This is a genomic window from Paraburkholderia sp. BL21I4N1 (genome assembly GCF_002973525.1).
Lineage (GTDB): Bacteria > Pseudomonadota > Gammaproteobacteria > Burkholderiales > Burkholderiaceae > Paraburkholderia.
Genome location: NZ_PVEN01000001.1, coordinates 689,288 through 711,150 on the forward strand (window position 1 = coordinate 689,288; position 21,863 = coordinate 711,150).

Annotated in this window: 22 protein-coding genes; 16 read left to right on the forward strand and 6 right to left on the reverse strand. The window is 64.8% G+C overall.

Annotated elements, in window-relative coordinates; all coding sequences use genetic code 11:
- The first annotated feature begins 67 nt into the window (after positions 1-67).
- Genes B0G83_RS02920 through B0G83_RS02935 form a run of 4 tightly spaced genes read left to right on the forward strand, consistent with a single transcriptional unit; the run spans position 68 to position 4,523 of the window.
- Positions 68-850: a DUF3348 domain-containing protein gene (locus B0G83_RS02920; protein ID WP_105505901.1), complete on the forward strand. Its 783-nt coding sequence runs from the start codon at positions 68-70 to the stop codon at positions 848-850.
- A gap of 10 nt (positions 851-860) precedes the next feature.
- A complete protein-coding gene (locus B0G83_RS02925; protein WP_105505902.1) occupies positions 861-3,218 on the forward strand; it encodes a DUF802 domain-containing protein in 2,358 nt (785 codons plus the stop codon).
- Positions 3,215-3,862 (forward strand): OmpA family protein, encoded by a 648-nt coding sequence (locus B0G83_RS02930; protein ID WP_105505903.1) that lies wholly within the window; start codon positions 3,215-3,217, stop codon positions 3,860-3,862. The genes B0G83_RS02925 and B0G83_RS02930 overlap by 4 nt, the downstream gene beginning before the upstream one ends.
- Complete coding sequence (locus tag B0G83_RS02935) at positions 3,855-4,523, forward strand: DUF2894 domain-containing protein (RefSeq protein ID WP_105505904.1); 669 nt, start codon at positions 3,855-3,857, stop codon at positions 4,521-4,523. Before B0G83_RS02930 ends, B0G83_RS02935 begins: the two co-directional genes overlap by 8 nt.
- 49 nt (positions 4,524-4,572) lie before the next feature.
- Here the strand turns inward: B0G83_RS02935 and B0G83_RS02940 are convergent, their stop codons facing one another.
- Both B0G83_RS02940 and B0G83_RS02945 read right to left on the reverse strand, forming a co-directional pair.
- Positions 4,573-4,875: a zf-TFIIB domain-containing protein gene (locus B0G83_RS02940; protein ID WP_105505905.1), complete on the reverse strand. Its 303-nt coding sequence runs from the start codon at positions 4,873-4,875 to the stop codon at positions 4,573-4,575.
- 42 nt (positions 4,876-4,917) lie between these two features.
- Positions 4,918-5,682 carry a TerC family protein gene (locus B0G83_RS02945; protein WP_105505906.1) on the reverse strand — a complete coding sequence of 255 codons (765 nt, stop codon included), beginning with the start codon at positions 5,680-5,682 and terminating at the stop codon, positions 4,918-4,920.
- A gap of 121 nt (positions 5,683-5,803) precedes the next feature.
- Between B0G83_RS02945 and B0G83_RS02950 the strand changes: the two genes are divergently transcribed.
- Positions 5,804-6,685, forward strand: a complete 882-nt coding sequence (locus B0G83_RS02950; protein WP_105505907.1) for a LysR family transcriptional regulator — start codon at positions 5,804-5,806, stop codon at positions 6,683-6,685.
- Here B0G83_RS02950 and B0G83_RS02955 read toward each other — a convergent pair.
- Together B0G83_RS02955 and B0G83_RS02960 are read right to left on the reverse strand one after the other, a co-directional pair.
- Entirely contained in the window at positions 6,658-7,110 is a 453-nt protein-coding gene (locus B0G83_RS02955; protein WP_105505908.1) for a TerB family tellurite resistance protein, read from the reverse strand. The genes B0G83_RS02950 and B0G83_RS02955 overlap by 28 nt on opposite strands.
- A 198-nt stretch (positions 7,111-7,308) precedes the next feature.
- A complete protein-coding gene (locus B0G83_RS02960) occupies positions 7,309-8,469 on the reverse strand; it encodes a porin (RefSeq protein WP_105505909.1) in 1,161 nt (386 codons plus the stop codon).
- 299 nt (positions 8,470-8,768) lie between these two features.
- Between B0G83_RS02960 and B0G83_RS02965 the strand changes: the two genes are divergently transcribed.
- The 5 genes from B0G83_RS02965 (at position 8,769) to B0G83_RS02985 (ending at position 15,848) form a co-directional block, all read left to right on the forward strand.
- Complete coding sequence (locus B0G83_RS02965; protein ID WP_105505910.1) at positions 8,769-9,497, forward strand: helix-turn-helix transcriptional regulator; 729 nt, start codon at positions 8,769-8,771, stop codon at positions 9,495-9,497.
- A 103-nt stretch (positions 9,498-9,600) separates the two neighbouring features.
- On the forward strand, positions 9,601-11,514 hold the full coding sequence (gene hflK / locus B0G83_RS02970) for a protease modulator HflK (protein WP_258167658.1): 1,914 nt from the start codon (positions 9,601-9,603) through the stop codon (positions 11,512-11,514).
- A 43-nt stretch (positions 11,515-11,557) separates the two neighbouring features.
- Complete coding sequence (gene hflC, locus B0G83_RS02975) at positions 11,558-12,604, forward strand: protease modulator HflC (RefSeq protein ID WP_105505911.1); 1,047 nt, start codon at positions 11,558-11,560, stop codon at positions 12,602-12,604.
- On the forward strand, positions 12,601-13,779 hold the full coding sequence (locus B0G83_RS02980; protein WP_105505912.1) for an SPFH domain-containing protein: 1,179 nt from the start codon (positions 12,601-12,603) through the stop codon (positions 13,777-13,779). Before hflC ends, B0G83_RS02980 begins: the two co-directional genes overlap by 4 nt.
- Positions 13,780-13,970: 191 nt before the next feature.
- Positions 13,971-15,848, forward strand: coding sequence for a cation-translocating P-type ATPase (locus B0G83_RS02985; protein ID WP_258167659.1), 1,878 nt, complete (start codon positions 13,971-13,973; stop codon positions 15,846-15,848).
- Between the two features lie 69 nt (positions 15,849-15,917).
- Here the strand turns inward: B0G83_RS02985 and B0G83_RS02990 are convergent, their stop codons facing one another.
- Positions 15,918-16,340 (reverse strand): 4-oxalocrotonate tautomerase, encoded by a 423-nt coding sequence (locus B0G83_RS02990; protein WP_146120145.1) that lies wholly within the window; start codon positions 16,338-16,340, stop codon positions 15,918-15,920.
- Between the two features lie 154 nt (positions 16,341-16,494).
- On the opposite strand from B0G83_RS02990, the gene B0G83_RS02995 reads away from it, so the two are divergent.
- The 3 genes from B0G83_RS02995 (at position 16,495) to B0G83_RS03005 (ending at position 17,928) form a co-directional block, all read left to right on the forward strand.
- A complete protein-coding gene (locus B0G83_RS02995) occupies positions 16,495-17,073 on the forward strand; it encodes a TetR/AcrR family transcriptional regulator (RefSeq protein WP_105505915.1) in 579 nt (192 codons plus the stop codon).
- Positions 17,074-17,175: 102 nt separating this feature from the next.
- Positions 17,176-17,592 carry a MarR family winged helix-turn-helix transcriptional regulator gene (locus B0G83_RS03000; protein WP_105505916.1) on the forward strand — a complete coding sequence of 139 codons (417 nt, stop codon included), beginning with the start codon at positions 17,176-17,178 and terminating at the stop codon, positions 17,590-17,592.
- A gap of 51 nt (positions 17,593-17,643) precedes the next feature.
- Positions 17,644-17,928 carry a hypothetical protein gene (locus B0G83_RS03005; RefSeq protein ID WP_105505917.1) on the forward strand — a complete coding sequence of 95 codons (285 nt, stop codon included), beginning with the start codon at positions 17,644-17,646 and terminating at the stop codon, positions 17,926-17,928.
- 65 nt (positions 17,929-17,993) lie between these two features.
- Here B0G83_RS03005 and B0G83_RS03010 read toward each other — a convergent pair whose 3' ends face one another.
- Complete coding sequence (locus B0G83_RS03010) at positions 17,994-18,908, reverse strand: NAD(P)/FAD-dependent oxidoreductase (RefSeq protein WP_105505918.1); 915 nt, start codon at positions 18,906-18,908, stop codon at positions 17,994-17,996.
- A 126-nt stretch (positions 18,909-19,034) separates the two neighbouring features.
- Here B0G83_RS03010 and B0G83_RS03015 point away from each other — a divergent pair, with 126 nt between their 5' ends.
- The 3 genes from B0G83_RS03015 to B0G83_RS03025 all read left to right on the forward strand — a co-directional run bounded on the left by B0G83_RS03015 (position 19,035) and on the right by B0G83_RS03025 (position 21,741).
- The gene (locus B0G83_RS03015; RefSeq protein ID WP_105505919.1) at positions 19,035-19,484 is read left to right on the forward strand and encodes an Rrf2 family transcriptional regulator; all 450 of its coding nucleotides are present in this window, start codon (positions 19,035-19,037) and stop codon (positions 19,482-19,484) included.
- Between the two features lie 210 nt (positions 19,485-19,694).
- The gene (locus tag B0G83_RS03020) at positions 19,695-20,714 is read left to right on the forward strand and encodes an ABC transporter substrate-binding protein (RefSeq protein ID WP_105505920.1); all 1,020 of its coding nucleotides are present in this window, start codon (positions 19,695-19,697) and stop codon (positions 20,712-20,714) included.
- Positions 20,715-20,751: 37 nt separating this feature from the next.
- Positions 20,752-21,741 carry a quinone oxidoreductase gene (locus B0G83_RS03025; protein ID WP_105505921.1) on the forward strand — a complete coding sequence of 330 codons (990 nt, stop codon included), beginning with the start codon at positions 20,752-20,754 and terminating at the stop codon, positions 21,739-21,741.
- The last annotated feature ends 122 nt before the right edge of the window (positions 21,742-21,863 follow it).

Here is a 21,863-nt window from a genome sequence, read left to right on the forward strand (position 1 = left end):
TAAATCGCGCGGCGGCAGCTTCCACCCCGGCAGCGTGTAAACTGCTGACTTTTTTGACTCCGGTGGTATGTTGCAAGCCCCCCAGCGCACAGCTCTCAGCGGCCCGGCGCTCATTCGCCTGCTGGCTCGTCTGGCGGATGTCGATGTCCCCGAATCCCGGCAATCGCTTTCGGACCGGCTTAGCCAATGGCTCGGCTGGACCGACGCCATTGCGCTGTCGTCGGCGCTGAACGGCGCACCGCCCGCCGTGCCGGCCGGTGCGCGAAGGTTCGGCCGCGCCGAAGAGGACGAATGCGCGCGCGTGCGGGTTTCGCTGACGAAGTCCGTGGCGAGCGACAGTGTGCTTGTCGCGAGCAAGCGGCGCGGATTGGCCCACATGCAGATCCATCAGCCGCCAAACGCGCAAGCCCACATGCCGTCGCAGCCCGCGCCGGCCGACGCGGCGCCCGACTACGCGGTGTTCCGGCAGCGCTACCAGGCGTTGCAGCAGTCGATGGAAACCGCGGTCGGCACGCTACGCGTGCGCCTGCGCAGCCTGCTGGCCGCGAAAACGCCCGCGCTGGCGCGGCTCGCGGTGCTGGACGCCGTGATGGAGCGCGCACTCGGCGAGCGCGAGCGGAACCTGCTGGGCAGCGTGCCCGGCCTGCTGGCCGGGCATTTCGAGCGCTTGCGCGCGGCGGAGCAGGCGGCACTCGCCGCTGCCGCCGCCTCGGAGGACGACACCGTGGCGGTCACGCCCGGCGCATGGCTGGACGTGTTCCGCAAGGACATGCAGAGCGTGTTGCTTGCTGAACTGGACGTTCGTTTTCAACCGGTCGAAGGGTTGCTCGCGGCTCTTCGCACCAGCTAACTGGGACACTATGTCCAGATATCGTATTGACCTCGTTGTATTTCTGGCCGGTCTGGCCGCCGTGTGCTGGATCGCCGTGGGTTACCTCGGCTCGAACCCGCTGGCGCTGGCCGTTACCCTGTTGATCGGCGTGTGCTATCTGGCGGGCTCGCTCGAACTGCATCGTTACAACCAGGCGACCGGCACGTTGACGCGTGCCGTCGCGGATTTGTCCGGACCGCCTTCGAGCCTCGGCGCCTGGCTCGACGCGTTGCATCCGAGCTTGCGCAACGCGGCGCGTTTGCGCGTCGAAGGTGAACGCGTCGCCTTGCCCGGACCCGCGCTCGCACCGTATCTGGTCGGCCTGCTGGTGTTGCTGGGCATGCTCGGCACGCTGCTCGGCATGGTCGCGACGTTGCGCGGCACCGGCCTGGCGCTGGAAAGCTCCACCGATCTGCAGGCGATCCGCGCTTCGCTGGCCGCACCAGTCAAGGGTTTGGGATTCGCATTCGGCACCTCGATCGCGGGCGTGTCCACCTCCGCGATGCTCGGGCTGTTGGCCGCGTTGTGCCGTCGCGAACGGTTGCAGGCGGCGCAAGCGCTCGACCTGAAGATCGCCACGAGCTTGCGCATCTATTCGCAGGCTCATCAGCGCGACGAGAGTTTCAGGCTTCTGCAACGGCAAGCCGACGTGATGCCCGCATTGGTCGACCGCTTGCAGTCGATGATGTCGGCCATCGAACAGCAGAGCCTCGCGCTGAACGAGCGTCAGGTGGCTAGTCAGGAGGCGTTCCATGGCAAGGCCGAGGCCGCTTATACGCGCCTGGCGGCGTCCGTCGAGCAATCGTTGAAGGAGAGTGTTGCCGACAGCACGCGCGCGGCTGGCGCAGCGTTGCAGCCGGTGATGGAAGCGACGATGGCCGGTCTCGCGCGCGAGACCACCGCGTTGCACGACAGCGTTTCGCACGCCGTGCAGCGGCAACTGGACGGCTTGTCGAACGGTTTCGAAGCGACGGCCGTGAACGTGGCCGATATCTGGAACAAGGCGCTGGCCGGGCATCAGCGTTCGAGCGAGGAACTGACGGAGCATCTGCGGGCTTCGCTCGATCGTTTCACGGAAACGTTCGAGCAACGCTCGGCCGGTTTGCTCGACGGCGTGTCCGCGCGGCTGGACGCCACGGCGCAAGGCGTTTCGCAGGCATGGAACGACGCGTTGTCACGGCAGGAGCGCGTCGGCGAGACGCTTGCGGACAACAACCGGCAGGCGTTGGCGGCGGCCGCCGCGAGTTTCGAGCAGCATTCGGTGTCGTTGCTCGCCAACGTCGGCGAGTCGCATGCGAACCTGCAGACGGCGCTGGGCGCGCGGGACGAACAACGGCTGGCGGCGTGGACCGAACAGCTCGGTACGATGACCGCTGCGTTGAACGAGAAGTGGGAGCAGACGGGCGAACGCACCGCGAGCCGTCAGCAGGAAATCTGCGCGACGCTGGCGCAAACCGCGCGCGATATCGCGGCGCAGACGCAGATGCATGCGAGCGCAACGATCGCCGAGATCGGGCGTCTCGTGGATGCCGCCGCCGAAGCCCCCAAAGCCGCCGCGAATCTGCGCACGGAACTGGCGGCGCAAGATCAGCAACGCCTCGCCACATGGACGGAAAAACTCGATTCGATGGCCGTCGCGTTGAGCGAGAAATGGGAACAGGCCGGCGAGCGCACGGCGAGCCGTCAGCAGGAAATCTGCGCGACGTTGGAGCAGACCGCGCGCGACATCGCGGCGCAGACGCAAACGCATGCGAGCGCAACGATCGCCGAGATCGGGCAACTGGTCCAGGCGGCGTCGGAAGCGCCGAAGGCCGCGGCGGAAGTCGTCGCCGAATTGCGGCAGAAATTGTCCGACAGCATGGTCCGCGATACCGCGATGTTGCAGGAGCGCGCGCGTTTGCTGGAAACGCTGGAGACGTTGCTCGACGCCGTGAATCACGCCTCCACCGAACAGCGTACGGCCGTCGACGCGCTGGTCGCGACGTCGGCGGATCTGCTGGAGCGGGTCGGCACGCGCTTCACGGACAAGGTCGAATTCGAAACCGGCAAACTGGGCGACATTGCCGCGCAGGTGACGGGGAGTGCCGTCGAAGTGGCGAGCCTCGGCGAAGCGTTCGGCGGCGCCGTGAAGGTGTTCGGCGAATCGAACGACAAGCTGGTGACGCATCTGGAGCGAATCGAAGCCGCGCTCGATAAATCGCTTGCGCGCAGCGACGAACAGTTGGCGTATTACGTGGCGCAGGCGCGCGAAGTCGTCGACCTGAGCGTGATGTCGCAGAAGCAGATCGTCGAGGATCTGCAGCATCTCGCTGGGCAGCGGGCTTCGGCCGGAGTTGACGCCGCATGAGCGAGGAAATCGACGGTGGCGTGGAGACCACCGCGCCGATCTGGCCGGCCTTCGGCGATTTGATGTCCGTGCTGCTGGGCGCCTTCGTGCTGATCCTGGTGGGCGTCATCGGCGTGCAACTCGAACTGTCGACCAAGCTGGAGCAGGAGGTCAAACAGCGTCAGGTGGAAACGCAGCGCCGCAAGACGCTCGAACAGGCGCTCGCGGGACCGCTGGCGGCGGGCCGCGTGACGCTGGTCAACGGGCGGATCGGCATTAGCGGCAATGTGTTGTTCGCGCTGAACTCCGACCAGTTGCAGCCCGAAGGCCGCGAACTGTTGAAGAGTCTGGCCGCGCCGCTTACGGCGTATCTGCATGCCCGCGACGAGATTCTGATGGTGAGCGGTTTCACCGACGACCGGCAGGTGCGCGAGGCGAATCGTCGCTTTGCGGACAACTGGGAACTGTCGGCGCAGCGCGCGCTGACGGTGACGCGAGCGTTAATCGACGACGGCGTGCCGGCGGCCTCGGTGTTCGCGGCCGCGTTCGGTTCGCAGCAGCCAGTGGGTTCGAACGCGGACGATCAGGGGCGGGCGAAGAACCGGCGGGTGGAAATCGCGCCAGTGCCGGGGCCTGCGAACGCGGCGGGGAAAACGCGTGAGTGACGCAAAGAACGCGGTAGGCGAGGTAAGCGCCGTGCTCGACGCCTGGCGTGAGTGCCAGGCCGATCGCTTTGACCCGATCCGCTTTCATTTCATCGACGCGCTGGCACGTCGCGCGGCGAATCATAGCGGCGCGGCCCGGCATATTCTGGACGCGAAGCTGGCGACGCTGATCGAAGCCTACGCGGCGGATTGGCAGCGAGCCGAAGCTTCAACCGCCGAAAGCGCCACGCCGACGACCGTAGCGGCTGCGGATGAACCCGCTCGAAGCGCGCTCGCGGGCTTGACCGCGCACATTGTCCGTCACGCGCCGACGGAAGGCGAGCAGCGTGTCGTCGCGCATGGCCTGCCTGCCGCCGCGTCGTATCCGGAACTGGCCGCGCTCGATCACTTCAGGGAAATCTGGTCGAAGGTGCGGACCGAGAAACAGTTGCGCCAGTCGTTGGAGCAGGTCCCCGGCAATGCAGGACCGCTCAATTCGAGCAGTCTGGTGCATCGTTCGCTTTCGCTGATGCGCGAATTGTCGCCGGGATATCTCAAGCAGTTTCTGGCGTATGTCGACGCGTTGTCGTGGATGGAGCAGATGAACGGCGGCGCGCCCTCGGGTAAGGACGCGCCTCGCGTAGCGAGCGCGGGCAAGAGCGCTCGCGGCAAAGCACGCTGATTGCGCGTGCGGCGTCGCGCGGCGTAACGCGCAACCCAGAACCCCACGCTCAATCGAAATCGAACACGTCAAAGATCGAACGTTTCTTCTTATATCCCCCTCGATACCCCGTACGATGCTCGTCGCGCCCACGATGGTGATCGTACGCATGGTCTCTGTCGCGTTCGCGATAGTCGTCCCGGCCCGCGCGTACCGTTGCGGGCGCATCGAGATTCGCGTCGTCCTGCGCAATCAGCTTGTCGAGTTCGCCGCGATCGAGCCAGACACCCCGGCAGTCCGGGCAGTAATCGATTTCGATCGAGCGGCGCTCGGTCATGAGCAGGTCGGTGGTCTTGCAAACGGGGCATTTCATGGTATCGCTCCTCAAGAGTACAAAAACGTAGAACGCTCAGGCTCACGCGGTCGATGATTCGCTACCGCTAGCGGTCTGCTTCGATTTCGCCCGGCGCACCATCATGTTCATCGCTTCGACGAACGCGGAGAACGCCATTGCCACGTAGATATAAGCCTTCGGCACGTGGGAGCCGAAACCTTCGGCAATCAGCGTCATACCGATCACCAGCAGGAAGCTGAGCGCCAGCATCACGATGGTCGGATTCCGCTCGATAAAGCGCGACAGCGGCTGTGCGGCGAACAACATCACCATGACCGCGGCAATCACCGCGATAAACATGATCGGCATGTGCTCGGTCATGCCGACCGCGGTGATGATGCTGTCCACCGAGAACACGATGTCGAGCACGAGGATCTGGCCGATCGCGGCCGCCGCGGTCAACTGGATCGTCGAACCTGCTTTGCCGCTGACTTCGTCCTTGTGAGTGACGTGGTGCCGGATTTCACCGGTCGCCTTCCAGACGAGGAACAGGCCGCCGGCCAGCAGAATCAGATCGCGCCACGAGAACGCATGGCCGAACACTGCAAACGCAGGTGCGGTCAATTGCGCGATCCACGCCACCGTGCCGAGCAAGGCGAGTCGCAACACGAGTGCGAGCATGATGCCGATCCGCTGCGTGCGGGCGCGTTGCGCTTCGGGTAGCTTGTTGCTGAGGATCGAGATGAAGATGAGGTTGTCGATGCCGAGCACGATTTCCATCACGACCAGCGTGAGGAGCGCGGCCCATGCGGCGGGATCGGCAAAGAGTACGAGCAGGGTGTCCATGGGAGTCGTCAGAAAATAGAGGCATCAACCGTTGCGATAGCGCTATCTTCGTCGTTATCGAAGTTCGGATAAATCAGTGATAAGCTGATCGATACATCGGTTTTTTCGAAATGATTCCGACATGCTCAACTATCGTCACCTCTACTATTTCTGGATCGTCGTGAAGGAGGGCGGCTTTGCGCGCGCGGCTGAACACCTCGACATGGCCGTCCAGACGATCAGCGCGCAGGTGCGCGAACTGGAAAAATCGATCGGCCGTCAGTTGCTGAAACCGGCCGGGCGCGGCGTCACGATGACCGAGGCCGGTGAAACGGCCTTCAATCGCGCCGAACAAATCTTCCAGATCGGCGAGGCCTTACTCGACGAGATGCGCGAACCCGGCGGCGAGGGCGTGGCGCGGCTCGCGGTTGGCCTCTCCGACGGCATTTCCAAGCTCGCGGCGCATGCGCTTCTCGCGCCGGTGCTTGAAACGCCGTCGCTCAGGTTGCTATGTCACGAGGGCGAGCATTCGCAGCTGTTGTCGGAGCTCGCGCTGCATCGGCTCGATCTCGTGCTGGCGTGTCAGCCCGCGCCGCACGACACCGACCTGCGAGTGTTCAGCCAGCGTCTCGTCGGCTCACCGGTGGATTGGTATGGTCCCGCGGAAATCGTTCGCAAAGCCACGCGCGCGGGCTTTCCGAACTGTCTCGCGGAGGTGCCCGTACTTCTGCCTACCCGGCACGCCGCGTTGCGCGCACGGCTCGACCGCTGGTTCGAGGCAGCCGGCATCCGGCCGCGTATCGTCGGCGAATTCGAGGACAGCGCGCTGATGGCGGTGTTCGCGGCGCGCGGGCTCGGCGTATTCCCGCTCGCGGAACTGGGCGCGGAAGACCTGACGTTGCTGCGCGGCGTGCGCTGGCTCGGCCGCGCGGAAGGCGTGGTCGAAGAAATTCATGCGATCCGCTCGCGGCGCGGGCAACATCATGCGCTCGCTTCTCAGGTGCTGGCCGCCGCGCGTTCGTAAGCGCGCGGCAATGCGCCATGCCGGCTCAGCAGCGGGTTGGGCTGCGGCCCCCACGCGTTGAGAATGGCGGCGAGCAAGGCGATTTCGCCGTCCGCCAGGTGGTCGTCGGCGATCGTCACGGCGATACACAGGCGGAGCACCTTGGCACGCAGCTTGGGGTCGTCGATTTCGGCGATCAGCTTGGTGAGCATGGGCTCGTCGAGCGGGCCGACGGTGGGCGCCAGCGAGGTCTGCGCGCCGGAGTGGTCTTCACACATCGCCTGCACGATCTGCGCGAATTGCGCCGGGGCGAGGCCGAGTTGACCGGCGATATCCAGTTTGTCGAGGACACGCTCCTCCGAACTGCAGACGTGGCCGTCGGCGGTGAGGGCGAGCGCGACGATACGGGCTGCGGCTTGAGGACTGTTGCGGGGATAGGTTCGCATGATCGGGTTCCTTTCGCGGACGGTGTCCGCCGTGGTGATGAACCTCAGTCTGCGTGATTCGACAAATCGAATAAACCTGCTAATTGCGAAGTGACAATTCGGAAAAACCGAAACGATGTCATTCAATGTGATCCGATGAAAACGGATGCCGGGCCGAAACCCGGCAACCGTCTTCACCGCTTGCGCGTGAACCGCCGCTTAGAACGCGTGACGCATCCCGACGGTGACCGCCACTTGCGAGTTCGTCGACGACGGCGACAGCGTGTTGATCATCGCGTGCGAGAGTACGGAGTCGGCTGGCGCGCCGTGCACGTTCTGATAGACGCCTTCCAGATAGAAGTCCGTACGCTTGCTCAGCGCGTAATCGGTCTGCAGCATGGCACTGTTCCAACCCGGCGAGGAGCCGTTATAGGCGCCGCGCGTGTACGTGTAGTCGCCGGACACGGTCAACGCCGGTGTGAGGGCGTATTTTGCGTTCACTTCGTAGTTGTCCATGCGCAGCGAACCGGCGAGGCTGCCGGCGGATGCGTCGTTCGCGCCCAGATAGCTGCCGGTGCCGAACGAGAACACGCCCGATGTATTGTCGATCTGCGTATGGCTCCAGACCAGCCCGATGGTGGCCGGCCCGAACGTGTAGTTGCCGCCGAGCGACCAGATGCGCTGCCGTTGCGCGAGGAAGTTCGCGCTCGTGTCGCTCGCGGTTGTCGCGCCGCTGCCGTTGCCGGCATGATTGAATTGCAGGTAGCCGGCGGCCAGATTCACCGGACCCATTGCATACGAGAGGCCGAAACCGTACGAGCGGTTGTTCGCGAAGTCGCCGGCCTTGTTGCTGAACGAGTACATGGTTTCGAACGTGACGCCACGGTAAGTCGGACTCGCGTACTTGATCGAATTGTTGATGACGACCGAGTTCGCCGCCAGGTTGTCGTTCTCGAACGGATGGCCGGCCATGCTGCCGCCCCACGTATTGAACTCCGCCGTGAGCGGCCCTACCAGGTCGTTCATCACGTCGAACTGGCGGCCGAACGTCAACGTACCGTACGGGTCGCTTTGCAGGCCGACCCATGCCTGGGAGCCGAAGCCGTCGCCGGAGAACGCCTGGGCGCCGTTGTTCAGCAGGAAACCCTGTTCGAGTTTGAAAATCGCGTGCAAACCGCCGCCGAGATCTTCCGAGCCTTTGAGGCCGAATATCGTGTTCTGCGTCGAACCGGTCACTTGTTGCCAGTTGCCATGACCGAGTTGATTGTTCGTATAGACGAGGCCCGTGTCGATGAGCCCGTAAAGCGTGACGCTGCTTTGCGCATGCGCGGACATCGTGAAGATGCTGGACAAAGCGACTGCGAGTAAAGACTTTTTCATACTGTTGGAATGAACATAAATGACGTGGCGAAAAGAAAGCTGCGTGCGGCAAAAAACAATGAGACGCGAAGCTTAACGGGTTCCAGTGCGGGAAAGAAGCGTATCGCGCTGATTCGGAACATGGGCGAAAGTCGCGGAAGAAAGCTCGATGTAATGCCGAGCTGTACTCAATAGCATTCGGCGGTTTACGTCAGCGTCTTCTATCAAGATTCCCGCTATGAGCGGCGGATGCTTCGATACGGATCGAAACGTGCGACTATGTCGTCGCGCTATGCTCGATCCGCCAACCGGAGACCGTCATGCATGCACAGCCCAATTTGTCCGCCACCGCTTTTCTGATCGCCGACGCCGCGCGCGCCACGATGCTAATGGCATTGGTCGACGGCCGCGCGCTGCCCGCCGGCGAACTCGCTTATGCGGCCGGCGTCACCGCGCAAACGGCCAGCAGCCATCTGGCGAAGCTGCTCGACGGCGGCCTGGTCGCCGTGGAAAAACAGGGGCGTCACCGTTATTACCGGCTCGCGAACCCGCATGTCGCCGTGGCGCTCGAAAGCCTCGCGTCAATCGGCACGCAACGGGTCGTGCGTCGTAAATCGCTCGGCCGCGAAGCGGGCAAGTTGCGCTTTGCGCGCTGTTGCTACGACCATCTGGCGGGGCAGGCCGGCGTGGCGATCACGAAGCATCTGATGCAGCACGGCTTTCTTTCCGCCGCCGACGACAAACGGTTCGAGGTCACGCCGGCCGGCACGGCATGGTTCGGCATGCTGGGACTCGACATCGCCGCGGTGAAGCCGGGCCGGCACGGCATTGCGCGTCAATGTCTCGACTGGTCGGAGCGCCAGCATCATCTGGCCGGTCCGCTCGGGGTGGGGTTTCTCGATCTGTTGTGCGCCAAGGGCTGGTTGCGGCGGGCCGATACGTCGCGCGCCGTGCAGATCACGCAGGAAGGCTGGGTGGGATTGCGGGACCATCTGGGGCTGACGCCGGAGTCGATCGAACGGTGCACGCCGTGCGCCGACCGTCCTTGAGTTTCCTCTACCGGCACGTTAAATTGCGGCTCGCAGTGCAGAGCGGTCTGGTTCGGAGAGGCAGTACGTCTTCCGGTTTGTAACTCATTGGTAAGGATTGCAGATGTCGGATCAGGCTGGACGCGAGGAAAGCGACATGCGTGCGCGGCTGGCCGAACGTAACGACGTCGCGCTGCTCGGCTGGGCCGCGGCGGTGTTCGCGGCGGTGCTCGGCGCATTGAGCCTGACGAAACGCTTGCCGGTCGATCCGCGCTGGTGTGCCGTGCTGGCGAGCGCCTTCGTCAACGTACTCGTTGTCGCGATCTGGCGGCTGCCGGCGGCGCGGCGAGCGGCGGCGCCCGTCGACGGACCGGCCTGGAAGCGCGGCCTCACGTACCTCCGGCAATTCGTCTGGCACGACGCCGACACGCCTTCTTTCGCCGGCATGCTGCGTCGGCTTCGCTGGCAACCCTGGTGCGTCCTCGCCGCCTGCTGTCTGGCCGTGGCATTCGCACTGACGGCGTTGAAACCCGTCGACCCGGCCACGCTGATTCACGCGATGGTCACGCCGTCGCTTGTGATCGTCAGCGGCGCGGCGGCACTGACGCTCGCGTTTCTTACCCTCGTCGCCGAACGTTTTTACGCGCATGCCGCCGACCGCGCGGGCGCTTCGCGCGCGGCGTCGCTAGCCGTCATGTTGCGCGTGTTGTTACTGTGCGCGCTCGCGGCGGCGTTGTCGGCGGGATGGTTTATTTACGCGCACATGGCGCTCGATCTGGTCGTGCAGGTGGCCGCCGTGCTGTGTGCGGCGACTGCCGTCGAGATGGCGTTGCGCATGCTGTTGCTGTGGCTTTTCATGCCGCGTGCGGCCGACCGCGCGACGCATATTCCCTCGAGCCTGCTGGCCGGGCTGTTGCGTTTTCGCCGCTCGCCGCTGGCGTCGTTCGGCGCGGAATTGCATGACCGCTACGGCATCGATCTGCGGCAGAACTGGGTGTTGCGCAGTTTCATGCGCCTGCTGCCCGCAACGATTGTCGCCATGGCGGTCTGCGCGTGGTTGCTGACGTCGGTCGTCGTGTTGAATCCGGCCCAACGCGCGGTGTACGAGCGATTCGGCGCGCCGGTCGAAGTCTGGTCGCCGGGCTTGCATGCCGGCTTGCCCTGGCCGTTCGGCAAGACGCGTGTGGTCGACAACGGCGCCGTGCATCAACTGATCGTATCCGGCGGCGCGGACGACAGCAGCGTCGCGGCGCCCGCTGCCGCGGCCGACGGCCCCACGCCCGAGCAGTTGAACCGTCTCTGGGACGCTCAGCACCCGTGGGAGACGAGTCAGGTGATCGCCGGTGCGAGCGGCGATCAGCAGAGCTTCCAGATCGTCAATGCCGACGTGCGGCTCGATTACCGCATCGGATTGAGCGACGCGGCCGCGCGCGCCGCGCTCTATCGATCGGTCGATCCGGAGAGCACCGTGCGCTCGATCGCCAATCGCGAGGTGATGCATTACCTCGCGTCGCATACGCTGGCGTCGCTGCTCGAAACCAGCCAGACCGTGATGGCGGAAACAGTGCGTAATGCCGTTCAGTCGCAACTCGACCGGCTCGGCAGCGGCATCGACGTGGTCGCGGTCGTGATCGAAAGTGTCCATCCGCCGGCGGGCGCGGCCGCCGCCTATCACGACGTGCAGGCCGCGCAGATCCGCGCGCAAGCCAGCGTCGCGCAGGCGCACGGATTTGCCGCGCAGGTGCTCGGCACCGCGCAGCAGCAGGCGCTGACCCAGATCGCGAAAGCCAGCGCGCGCGCTGGCGACACGCTGGCGTCGGCGCGCGTGCAGCAAACCAATTTCTCCGCGGAAGCCGTTGCGTATCGCCTGGGTGGTCCCGCGTTCACGTTCGAGTACTACCTGGCCAAATTGCAACAGGGCTTGCAGAACGCGCGCATTACCGTGATCGACGACCGGCTGGTCGCCGATCGTCGCGCGACGCTCGATCTGCGCACTTTCACGGCCGGTGATGTCGCCGGCCTTCCTCGCGGCAACTGAGGCGCGCGCCCCATGCCGGCGAGGCCGTTTTCAAGGTGATTTCATGAGTTTGTTGCATTCGCATGCAGAGGGTCACGGGCATCACCATCATCACCACCATGGCGATCACGGTGACGCGCAGGGCAAACGCGGTGGCCCGTTTTATCTGCGCGTGCTGCTCGCGTTGCTGTGCGTCGTGATCGCGATCGCGGTGGCGAGCTTCATATCCGTGCGGGCGGGCGAGGCGTCGGTGATTACGCGTTTCGGGCAACCCGTGCGCGTGCTGCTCGAACCCGGACTCGCGTGGCGCCTGCCCGCGCCGATCGAGGCGGCGGTGCCGGTCGACCTGCGCCTGCATACGACATCGAGCGGCTTGCAGGACGTCGGCACGCGCGACGGCCTGCGCATCATCGTGCAGGCCTACGTGGCGTGGCGCGTCGCCGCCGATCCGAACGACGTGCGCCGTTTCGTGCGCGCCGTGGGTAACCGGCCCGACGAGGCCGCGCAGCAGATTCGCTCGCTGCTCGGCTCGTCGTTGCAAACTACGTCGGCAGGTTTCGACCTGGCGTCGCTGGTGAACACCGATCCGTCGCGGGTCCGCGTTGCCGCGTTTGAAGACGCATTGCGCACGCAGATCGACGCGCAGCTTTACTCGGCCTACGGCGTGCACGTGGTGCAAGTGGGTCTGGAGCGCTTGACGCTGCCTGCCGTGACACTCGCGGCCACGGTCAGCCGCATGAGCGCGGAGCGCGAGACAGTCGCCGCGCAGCGCACCGCGGACGGCAATCGTGAGGCTGCGCAGATCCGTTCGGATGCTGACCGCGACGCGCGCCTCGCGGTGGCCGATGCCAACGTGAAGGCCGCGCAGATCGAGGCGCAATCGCGTCAGGACGCCGCCGCGATCTATGGCGCCACCTACGCGGGCAATCCCCGGCTTTACACGATGCTGCGCTCGCTCGACACGCTCGACACCGTGGTCAGCGCCAACACGAACCTGATCTTGCGCACCGATGCCGCACCGTTCCAGGCGCTGGTGCAGGGGCCGCAAGACTCGAGCGGCGCAGGTCCGGCGGCCGCGCCGTCGGCAAAAAAATCCAGGGCCTCGCGATGAGTACCGACGCCGGCTTGCCGCCGCTCGGACCCGGCGCCCAGGCGGTCCGCCTGTCGTTCTGGTTCGTCGCGGGCGTGGCGGTGCTGGCCGCTTGCGCGTGGGCGTGCTCGAACATTCAGCGTATTCCGCCCGACAGCCGCGCGGTTGTGCAGCGCTTCGGCGCGTTTGTCCGCACCCAGGACGCGGGCTTGCTGATCGCGTGGCCGCGTCCGTTCGAGACGACGTTACTGGTGCCGGGCAGCGCGCGGGTGCTGGAGCAGCACATTCAATCGCTCGAACGCGACCCGCGTGCGCGCGATGCGGATGCGCGGTTGCCGGACGCGTCGTCCATGTCGCAAGGTTTGCCCGATGCGGATAGCGGCGCGGCCGGCGCGGCGGATATGCCGCCCGGCGGAATACCCGCTGTATCGGACGGCAACGCCGCTCCCGAAGGTGCGCCCGCGCCGGGTACGTTGTTGTCCGACGAACTCGCGGGGTCCGGTTATCTGCTCACCGGCGACAACGGCGTCCTGCAGTTGCGCGCCACGCTGTACTACCGCGTCGTCGACGCGTACGCGTACGTGCTGCAAAAAGACCGGCTCGATGCCGCGCTCGAACGGATCGTGTCGGCGTCCGCGGCGGCCGTCGTAGCGAAGCGGAACCTCGATGCGATTCTCGTCGCGCGGCCGGAGTTGTTGTCGGCGGATCAGCAACTCGCCGTGAAGCGCGAACGCTTGCGCGGCGATCTCGCGCAGGAAGTCGAACGGCGTCTGCGGCAACTCGATGCGCAGCATGCGGCGCTGGGTGTCGAAGTGGCGCGTGTCGATGTCGAGGCGGCGTTTCCGGCCGCGGCGGTCGGCGCGTTCAATTCGGTGCTGACGTCGTTGCAGGTGGCCGAGCGCAGCATGGCCGAAGCGCGCACCGCTGCCGAGAAGATCCGCCAGGATTCGGAGCAGGACGCCGACCGGATCGTGCAGAACGCGCAGGCGAGCGCGGTCGAACGGGTGGCCACGGCGCGGGCCAAAACCTTGACCATTCAGCAACTGGAAGAGCCGCTGCGCAGTAACAGCGATCCGGGTCTGCTGGCGCGCGCGTATCGGGATCGCGTGCAGTCGATTCTTGCGAAAGCGGCCAGTGTGACGACGGTCGATCCGCACAACACGTCCAATCTGATTCTGCCGGGGAACGCGAGATGAGCGCGAGCATTGGGCCTGTGAGAGGCGGGGAAGGGGGGCACGCGCACACGGAGCACGCGCAAGCAGAACACGCGCACGCAGAACACGCGCACGCAGAACACATCGCGGCGCACGCTCCGCATCGCCCTGCTTCCGCCCAACCCATTCCCCTTTCGGCCGCCGAGCAACGCACGGTAACGCGGCAAATCGCCTTGGCGCTACTCGCCGGCGGCCTGCTGATACTGTCGACCGCCTGGCACGCGTTCGCGCCCGCCGACGAAGCATTGTCCCAGGTGCTCGCGGGACTCGCCTCGCTAATCGTCGCCGGTCCGGTGTTTGCGGGCGCGTGGCACAGTCTCAAGTCGCCGAGTCTGCACGGCGTGACCGACCGCCTGATCGCGCTCGCGATGCTGGCGGCCTGGGCCGTCGGCGACATGGCCACGGCGGCCTTGCTGCCGATTGTGATGACCTTCGGCCACGCGCTCGAAGAACGCAGCGTGCTTGGCTCGCAAGAAGCGATTCGCGCCCTCGGCCGTTTGACGTCGGGCAAAGTGCGGCGCGTCAGTGCCGACGGTTCGCTCGAAGAAGTGCCGTACGAAGCGTTGCAAGCGGGCGACCGGATCGAAGTCGCGGCCGGCGAGCGTATCCCTGCCGATGGCGTGGTGCTGCATGGTCAATCGAGTGTCGACAATGCGGCGATCACCGGCGAGTCCGTGCCGCTCGACGTCGAGACGGGGATGGCCGTGTTCGGCGGCGCGATGAATCTCGACGGTCCACTGCGAATCGAAGTGCAGCACGCGGGCAAACAATCGACGCTCGGCAAGATCATCGAACTGATGCAGCGAGCCGAGCAGGCCAAGCCGCCGATCACGCAACTACTCGAACGCTACATGGGCGGCTATCTGTGCCTCGTCTTGCTGATCGCGGCGATCGTGTGGTTCACGTCGGCGAATGCCTCGGCGATGCTGGCCGTGATCGTCGCGGCGTGTCCGTGCGCGCTGGTGCTCGCCGCGCCGTCGACGGCGATCGCCGGCATCGCCGTCGGTGCGCGGCACGGCATTCTGTTCAGGAGCGCCGCGTTTCTCGACAAGTTCGCCCAGATCGATTCGCTCGTGATCGATAAGACCGGCACGTTGACTTACGGTGAGTTGCGCGTCGAACGGGTCGTGCTGCAAGAGGGTGTCGACACGGCTCAGGTGCTCGAACTGGCGGCGCGGTTGGGCGGCAGCAGCGCACATCCGGTGAGCCGCGCGCTGGTTCGCTATGCGACTGAGGCTGGACGGGGGGGCGTTGTCGACGAAACGCCGCTGGAGCATGTACGCGAATTGCGCGGGCTCGGCGTGGTGGCGGATACCGTCGACGGTGTCGCCGTGCTGGGTCGCCACGGCTTGCTCTCTGAATACGTACAGGATTTGCCGGAGCCGCCGCGCGAGATCGACGGGCCGTGTGTCGGCCTCGCACTGAACGGCCGACTGCTCGCGTGGTTCGGTTTCGCCGACGCACTGCGGGCGGAGGCGACGCATGCGCTCGAAGCGTTACGCGCACTCGGCCTGACGCGTCAGACGCTGCTGACCGGTGACCGTGCGGCCGTCGCACGTAAAGTGGCGGCGCAGACCGGTATCGGGATTGTCGTCGCCGAAGCTTTGCCGCACGACAAACTCGACTACGTGGTGCAGGAAATGGCGCAGGGCTATCACCCGCTCGTGGTTGGCGATGGCCTGAACGACGTGCTCGCGATCAAAGCCGGGCCGACGAGCGTGGCGATGGGCGAGCATGGCATCGACATCGCGGTTGCCTCGGCCGACGTTGTTCTATTGGGCGACGACCTGCGTCGTATTGCGACCTGCGTGCGGCTCGGGCGGCGCTGTTTGCATACCGCGACGATCAACGCGGCGATCGGTCTGGCATGGACCGTCGCAGTGATCGTGCTGGCGGCGACGGGCACGCTGGGCGCGGTGTGGATCGCGCTGCTGCATAACCTCGGCACGTTCATCGTGATTGCGAATGCGGGCCGGCTGCTGCGCATGGACGAAGATAGCAATGCGACCGGCGGCGCACAAGCATCGGCCAGCCCACGCGTTTCCACGTGACCGTGGGCTTGATTCGCGATGCAGCGCTGAAATAACAGCACCGCATCGCGCGGCTATCGTGTCGTTTTCTCAGTGGGCGCCGCGTTGAATCGCCTCGCCCAATTCAGCGTTGGAATAGGCCTTGCCGCCGATACCCCACGCGCCATCCACGGCATAGGTCACGTTCACATACGTGCGTTCGCGCGGATGCGAGCCCGCCTTGTGCCGATCGACGATATCGGTCACCGCGCTGACGAACGCCTGCTTGACGTCGGCATTCGGAAACGTGGCCGACGGCACTTTCACCTCCACGACAGCAAGCGACTGAGACTTGCCGCCCACATACGTCTTCGACTCCTCGCTCACGATCAGATGGCCGATCACGTTCGGCGCCATGAAGCGGTTATCGATCAGGCCGTGAGCGCGCAACAGCGCGTCGGCGACCAGCGGAAGCACTTCACGTTCTCCTTGCTGGGTTAAAAGACCTTGAGTGACATGGACTGAAATAGGCATGGCTGCAAACTCCTGAATGGAATGAGTGAGTCGAAGCAGAGCTATTGCATAGACATCACGGTCGTTATATAACGGTCGTGATGTCGCGATAGTTTCATAACGATCGTGATGTCGTCAAGCACAAAATAGCGATCGTTATGTGGAGAGCGTTGACATGGCACATCGGGCTGGCCGGAAGGAAGAAAGTAAGGCACGGATTCTCGACAGCGCGGGCCGCGGGTTCCGCACTCGCGGCTTTGGCGGCTCGGGCGTGGATGGTCTGGCGAAAGATGCGTCCGTGACATCGGGGGCGTTCTACGCGCATTTCAAATCGAAAGCGGCGGCCTTTCAGGAGGCTGTCGTGGTTGGGCTCGGCGATTTGCGACGCGCTATCGACCGAACGCGCGAGGAAATGGGCGGCCGCTGGCGCGAATGGTTCATCGACTTTTATCTGGGCGATCGGCGGACCTGCGATCTCGCGGACAGTTGCGCGTTGCAGAGTCTGTCGAGCGAAGTGGCGCGCGCCGACGACGACACGCGTCAAGCGTTCGAGACGGAATTGGCGGCGATTATCGAATCGGTGGCGAAAGCGCTCGAAGGCAAACCGAAAGCGCGGCGCGAGGAAGCGACGGCGTTGATGGCTTTATTGGTGGGCGGGGTGACGTTGTCGCGCGCGGTGAAGGATCCCGCCGTCGGTGAGGAGATTGCGGCGGCGGTTCGTAAGGCGGCGTTGCAGCTTGGTGGTCACAACTGAATCGGGTTCGAGGCTAGGACAGCGAAATGCGCGAGGCAAGCGAGCCAGCGCAACAAACAAATTGTGGTTGTCTTGCTAACCAATTTGCGATCTAATGCATTCATGTTCGATCACTGCCTTTACTTCAACTCTTCGGCGCTCGCCCGGCTTACCGAGCGTGAGTGGACCACTGCGTATGCGCCGTTCGGGTTGACGCCGGCGCAGGGTTTTGTATTGCGCGTGGTGCTGGCTTCGCCAGGTTCACTCAGCAGCGAGGTGGCGAGCCTGTTGGGCATCGCGCGGCCTACTGCAACGAGGCTGATCGACAACCTGTGCGACAAGGAACTCGTCGAGCGTCGGCAGGGGGAAGCCGACGCCAGGGAGTGGGGCGTTTATCCGACACAGGCAGGCAAGGCGCTGGATCGACCCATCACCGAGGCCAGTGCGCGGATTGCCAGAACCTTGCGCTCGAAGATCGGGAGGGAGTTGTTCGAATCGACCGTGTCAGGCATGCATGACGTGAGAAAAGCCCTCTCCTGAAGGGTTTTTCTATTCCAGATAGTTGTCTTGCTAATCAAAAGGAAAGGTCGAATGAAAACCTGCACGGCACACAGTGCAACGACGCGCCCGCGCACGCAACCACTATCGTGGATATCGGAAAGCGGCTTGCGCTGGGCATTGGGCGCGACGATCTGGCTGGTCGCCATGGTCCTGGTCGTTGTCGCAATTATTTACGCGCCGGACAGCACGCGCGCCAATACCCGGCTATGCCTGGAGCAGGTCGCGAACGAAGAACACACGAGTCTCGAAGCCTTCTTCCAGAACCCGGCGCAGCAAGACGCACTCGCGCAAGCCGTGACGATCTGCTCGCGCTGAACGCTGAGTGTTGCAAAAAGCCGCCGCCGGCGCGATTCAAAACCGGTGCCAGGCGGCCTGATTGGCTAGTTAGCGTGCTGCGGCATGACGAGCGACTGATGCGCACTGACCCCCGCCATGGCGCCCGCCGCCGAAGCGAACGTGGCGTTTGTCATCGCATTGGTCGCGTCGCCTGCCGCATAAACGCCGTCGACGGTGGTGCGCTTGAATCCATCGACACGGACGATACGGCCGAGCGGCGCGTCGTCGAAAGCACAACCCAGTTGCTCGGCGAGCGGACTCGTCATGTGCGTTTTCGGTGCGACGAATAGCGTGTCGATCGAGATCACGCGTCCATCGGCGAGTCTCAGCGCGTCGAGATGGGGCGCGTCGCCGAGCAGTTCGACCACGGGCGAGCGTTCGATCCGAACGTCCCGCGCCGCCAGATGAACCCGCTGTTCCGCGTCGGGTTCGAAGTGGCCTTGCGTGAAATACGTCGTCGGCCCCCATTCCGGAACGAGCAGCGCCTGATGAATCGACAACGCATGACTGGCCAGCACGCCGAGTCGCCGATCCCGCACTTCGTATCCATGACAGTACGGACAATGGACGACCGTCATGCCCCAACGCATTTGAAGTCCGGGAATGGCCGGCAATTCGTCTCTGACGCCGGTCGCGAGAATGAGGCGTGCAGCCGATTCGATACGACCACCGGCCAGCGTGACCTCGAACCCATCCGCGACCCGTTCGGCCGCAACGGCCTCGCCTTTGACGATCTGAACCGTCGGGTACAGCGCAAGCTGCGCCGCGGCCTCGCGGATGATCTCGGCCGGCGGCTTGCCGTCCTGACCCAGGAAGCCGTGCGCATGCGCGGCAAACCGGTTGCGCGGCAAACCCGCATCCACCACCAGTACGCGGCGTCTGGCGCGCGCCAACTGCATCGCCGCCGATAGTCCCGCGAAACTCCCTCCCACAACGATCACATCGTGTCCGGTCCGCATGTTTTCCCTCCGTTCGCATCTCATGAAACATCACGAGTTGCATGATAGGGCGATGCTATACTTCTTGCAACTTTTAATGTTGCGTGACATGACTCCACGCGACGCGGTTCGATAACGAGGTGAGAGATGAGAACCGACAGCCGGCTCTCGCGGATGCTGCACGTGCTGATTCACATGGATCGGCACGACGGCCCGCTGACGTCCGAAACGATCGCGCAGATGCTGCGCACTCACGCCGTGGTGGTGCGCAGAATGCTGGCCGGTTTGCGGGACCAGGGCTACGTGCGCTCTGAAAAAGGCCACGGAGGTGGCTGGGTGCTGGCCGAAGACCTCGACACACTCACGTTGCTGGACGTCTACCGCGCGGTGGGCGAGCCGCCGCTGTTCTCCGAACTTCTCACGGACGACGACCCGCAATGTCTGGTCGAACAGGCCGTCAACGCGGGTTTGTCCAAAACAATGCAGGAAGCCGAGACCGCTTTGCTCGCACGCTTCGGCGAGTTGACGGTGGGGGCGCTCGCGCGCGACTTCGACGAGCGTTTCGCGCGCGTCAAACAGGGCGAGCAGGGCGGTTGAGCGGTCAAGCGGTAGGCGAGCCACACCGCACAGCTTCGTCCCATTCCAACGCAAACGCCTTCGCACCCGCCCGCAGAGGGTAAACACCCACAACATTTCCGCGCGACGGAAAGCAGGCAGAAGGCGTTGGTTTTTTATACTCCTCGGCAAGCGCGGCACGAGACGATCCGTCAACATCGGACGAGTGCTCGCATAGGGAGACCGTTTGACATGCCACCGTTCGCTCGCTTCACGGCGCTCGCCTCGACCGCCTGCGCGATCCTGCTCTGGACGCCCCATGCCCAGGCGGAAAAGCTGACGCTGATGACGGGCGGTGCAACCAAGATCGTCTACCTGCCGGTCACGCTGGCTTCGCGGCTGGGCTATTTCCGCGACGAGGGGCTCGACGTCGACATTCTGTCCGAACCGGCCGGCGTGGATACCGCGACCGAACTGATCGCCGGTGCCGTGCAAGGCGCGGTGGGCTTCTACGACCATACGATCGATTTGCAAAGCCGCGGCCTCGAAGTCGAAGCGATCGTTGTGCTCGCACGTTCCGCCGGACTGGCCGAACTCGCGTCGACGAAAGTGGCGAGGCCGATGCAAACCATGGCCGACGCGCGCGGCCGGCGGCTCGGCGTGACCGGTTTCGGCGCGTCCACCGATTTCCTGAGTCGCTATCTGGCGCAGCGCGCGGGTCTGCCCGCGAACGCCTATACGGTCGTGCCGCTGGGTTCCGACAGCAGTTTCGCCGATGCGATGAAGAACGGATCGATCGACGCCGTCATGGTCGAGGAGCCCACCGCATCGAAATTGCTCGCTGCCGGCACGGCGCGGGTTCTCGTGGACATGCGCAGCATCGACGGCACGCGGCTCGCGCTGGGCGGCCCTTACGCCAGTTCCTGCCTGTACGCGCAGCGCAAGTGGGTCGCCGCTCACCCAGACGAGAGCCGCCGGCTGGTGCGCGCGATGGTGCGCTCGCTCGCGTTCATCGCCACGCATAGCGCCGATCAGATCATGGCGGTGCTGCCGCGCGATTTCGTCGGCGCGAACGAAGCGCTGTACCGCCAGGCGCTTGCCGCGACGATGCCGTCGTTCTCGCGTGACGGCAGGATGCCCGACGGCGCGCCGCAGACTGTGCTGGGCGCGCTCGCCGCGGTGAATCCGGAGATCGTGCCGCGTCACGTCGAACTGAGCCGGACCTATACCAACCGGTTCGCCGACGAAGTCAATGCCGTCGCGGCGCATTGAGCCGCCTCATCTTCTTCAAAAGCACGGAACACGAGATATGAAGGCCATACGCATCGAGCAATACGGCGGTCCCGAGGTCCTGCGCCGCGTCGACATCGGGATTCCGTCGCCGGGGCCGGACGAAGTGCTGATCCGGGTTGGTTGCGCCGGCATCAATTTCATGGACGTCCACACGCGGCAGGGCAAATACCGCGAGTCGCGCACCTATCCGGTTCGCCTGCCGATCACGCTCGGCATGGAAGGCGCGGGCGAGGTCGTGCAGACCGGTTCGAACGTGACCTCGTGCGAGCGCGGCGACCGCGTGGCGTGGTGTATTTCGTGGGGTGCGTACGCCGACTATGCCGTCGTGCCGGCGGCGCGTGTCGCGCGCATTCCGGACGCGATCCCGTTCGATCTGGCCGCCGCCGCGATTTTCCAGGGGTCGACCGCGCACTATCTGCTCGAAGACGTGGCACGACTCGGCGCCGGCAGCACGTGTCTCGTGCATGCGGCGTCGGGCGGTATCGGCCAGTTGCTGGTGCAACTCGCGAAGCGGCGCGGCGTGACGGTGTACGCCACGACGAGCAGCGCAGCGAAAGCCGAGGTGGCCCGAGCGCACGGCGCCGACCACGTGATGCTGTACGACGACGGCGGCTTCGCCGAGCGCGTGCGCGAAGCGACCGAGGGTCGCGGCGTCGACGTGGTGTTCGACGCGGTGGGACGCGCGACGCTGCGCGACAGTTTCCGCGCGACCCGCACGCGCGGCCTCGTGGTGAATTACGGCTCGGTCTCCGGTTCGCTGAACGATCTCGATCCGATCGAACTGGGCGAAGCGGGTTCGTTGTTCCTGACTCGCCCGCGTCTGGCCGATCACCTCGCGGATGGCGCGACCGTGCAGCGCCGAGCGGATGAAATATTCGCCGCGCTGCAGGACGGCACGCTAAAAGTCGAGATCAGCGGCCGCTACACATTCGACGACGTCGAAGCGGCGCATGAAGCGCTCGAATCGCGCAGTCAATTAGGCAAAGCCGTGATGACGATCGGCTGATCCTTCGCTTTTCCATGAATCCATGAAGCCGGACCCGGCGGCCACGCTGACCGCCGAGGACGTGTTCGTCCCGCACTACCGAGATCAACCCGACGATCGACGCCGGGCTCAACTACCGAGGT

Bases quoted from the DNA above. Each gene is read 5' to 3' on its own strand.
- B0G83_RS02920 (WP_105505901.1), top strand. From the start codon at position 68: ATGTTGCAAGCCCCCCAGCGCACAGCTCTCAGCGGCCCGGCGCTCATT.
- B0G83_RS02925 (WP_105505902.1), top strand. From the start codon at position 861: ATGTCCAGATATCGTATTGACCTCGTTGTATTTCTGGCCGGTCTGGCC.
- B0G83_RS02930 (WP_105505903.1), top strand. From the start codon at position 3,215: ATGAGCGAGGAAATCGACGGTGGCGTGGAGACCACCGCGCCGATCTGG.
- B0G83_RS02940 (WP_105505905.1), bottom strand. From the start codon at position 4,875: ATGAAATGCCCCGTTTGCAAGACCACCGACCTGCTCATGACCGAGCGC.
- B0G83_RS02945 (WP_105505906.1), bottom strand. From the start codon at position 5,682: ATGGACACCCTGCTCGTACTCTTTGCCGATCCCGCCGCATGGGCCGCG.
- B0G83_RS02950 (WP_105505907.1), top strand. From the start codon at position 5,804: ATGCTCAACTATCGTCACCTCTACTATTTCTGGATCGTCGTGAAGGAG.
- B0G83_RS02955 (WP_105505908.1), bottom strand. From the start codon at position 7,110: ATGCGAACCTATCCCCGCAACAGTCCTCAAGCCGCAGCCCGTATCGTC.
- B0G83_RS02960 (WP_105505909.1), bottom strand. From the start codon at position 8,469: ATGAAAAAGTCTTTACTCGCAGTCGCTTTGTCCAGCATCTTCACGATG.
- B0G83_RS02965 (WP_105505910.1), top strand. From the start codon at position 8,769: ATGCATGCACAGCCCAATTTGTCCGCCACCGCTTTTCTGATCGCCGAC.
- hflK (WP_258167658.1), top strand. From the start codon at position 9,601: ATGTCGGATCAGGCTGGACGCGAGGAAAGCGACATGCGTGCGCGGCTG.
- hflC (WP_105505911.1), top strand. From the start codon at position 11,558: ATGAGTTTGTTGCATTCGCATGCAGAGGGTCACGGGCATCACCATCAT.
- B0G83_RS02980 (WP_105505912.1), top strand. From the start codon at position 12,601: ATGAGTACCGACGCCGGCTTGCCGCCGCTCGGACCCGGCGCCCAGGCG.
- B0G83_RS02990 (WP_146120145.1), bottom strand. From the start codon at position 16,340: ATGCCTATTTCAGTCCATGTCACTCAAGGTCTTTTAACCCAGCAAGGA.
- B0G83_RS02995 (WP_105505915.1), top strand. From the start codon at position 16,495: ATGGCACATCGGGCTGGCCGGAAGGAAGAAAGTAAGGCACGGATTCTC.
- B0G83_RS03000 (WP_105505916.1), top strand. From the start codon at position 17,176: ATGTTCGATCACTGCCTTTACTTCAACTCTTCGGCGCTCGCCCGGCTT.
- B0G83_RS03005 (WP_105505917.1), top strand. From the start codon at position 17,644: ATGAAAACCTGCACGGCACACAGTGCAACGACGCGCCCGCGCACGCAA.
- B0G83_RS03010 (WP_105505918.1), bottom strand. From the start codon at position 18,908: ATGCGGACCGGACACGATGTGATCGTTGTGGGAGGGAGTTTCGCGGGA.
- B0G83_RS03015 (WP_105505919.1), top strand. From the start codon at position 19,035: ATGAGAACCGACAGCCGGCTCTCGCGGATGCTGCACGTGCTGATTCAC.
- B0G83_RS03020 (WP_105505920.1), top strand. From the start codon at position 19,695: ATGCCACCGTTCGCTCGCTTCACGGCGCTCGCCTCGACCGCCTGCGCG.
- B0G83_RS03025 (WP_105505921.1), top strand. From the start codon at position 20,752: ATGAAGGCCATACGCATCGAGCAATACGGCGGTCCCGAGGTCCTGCGC.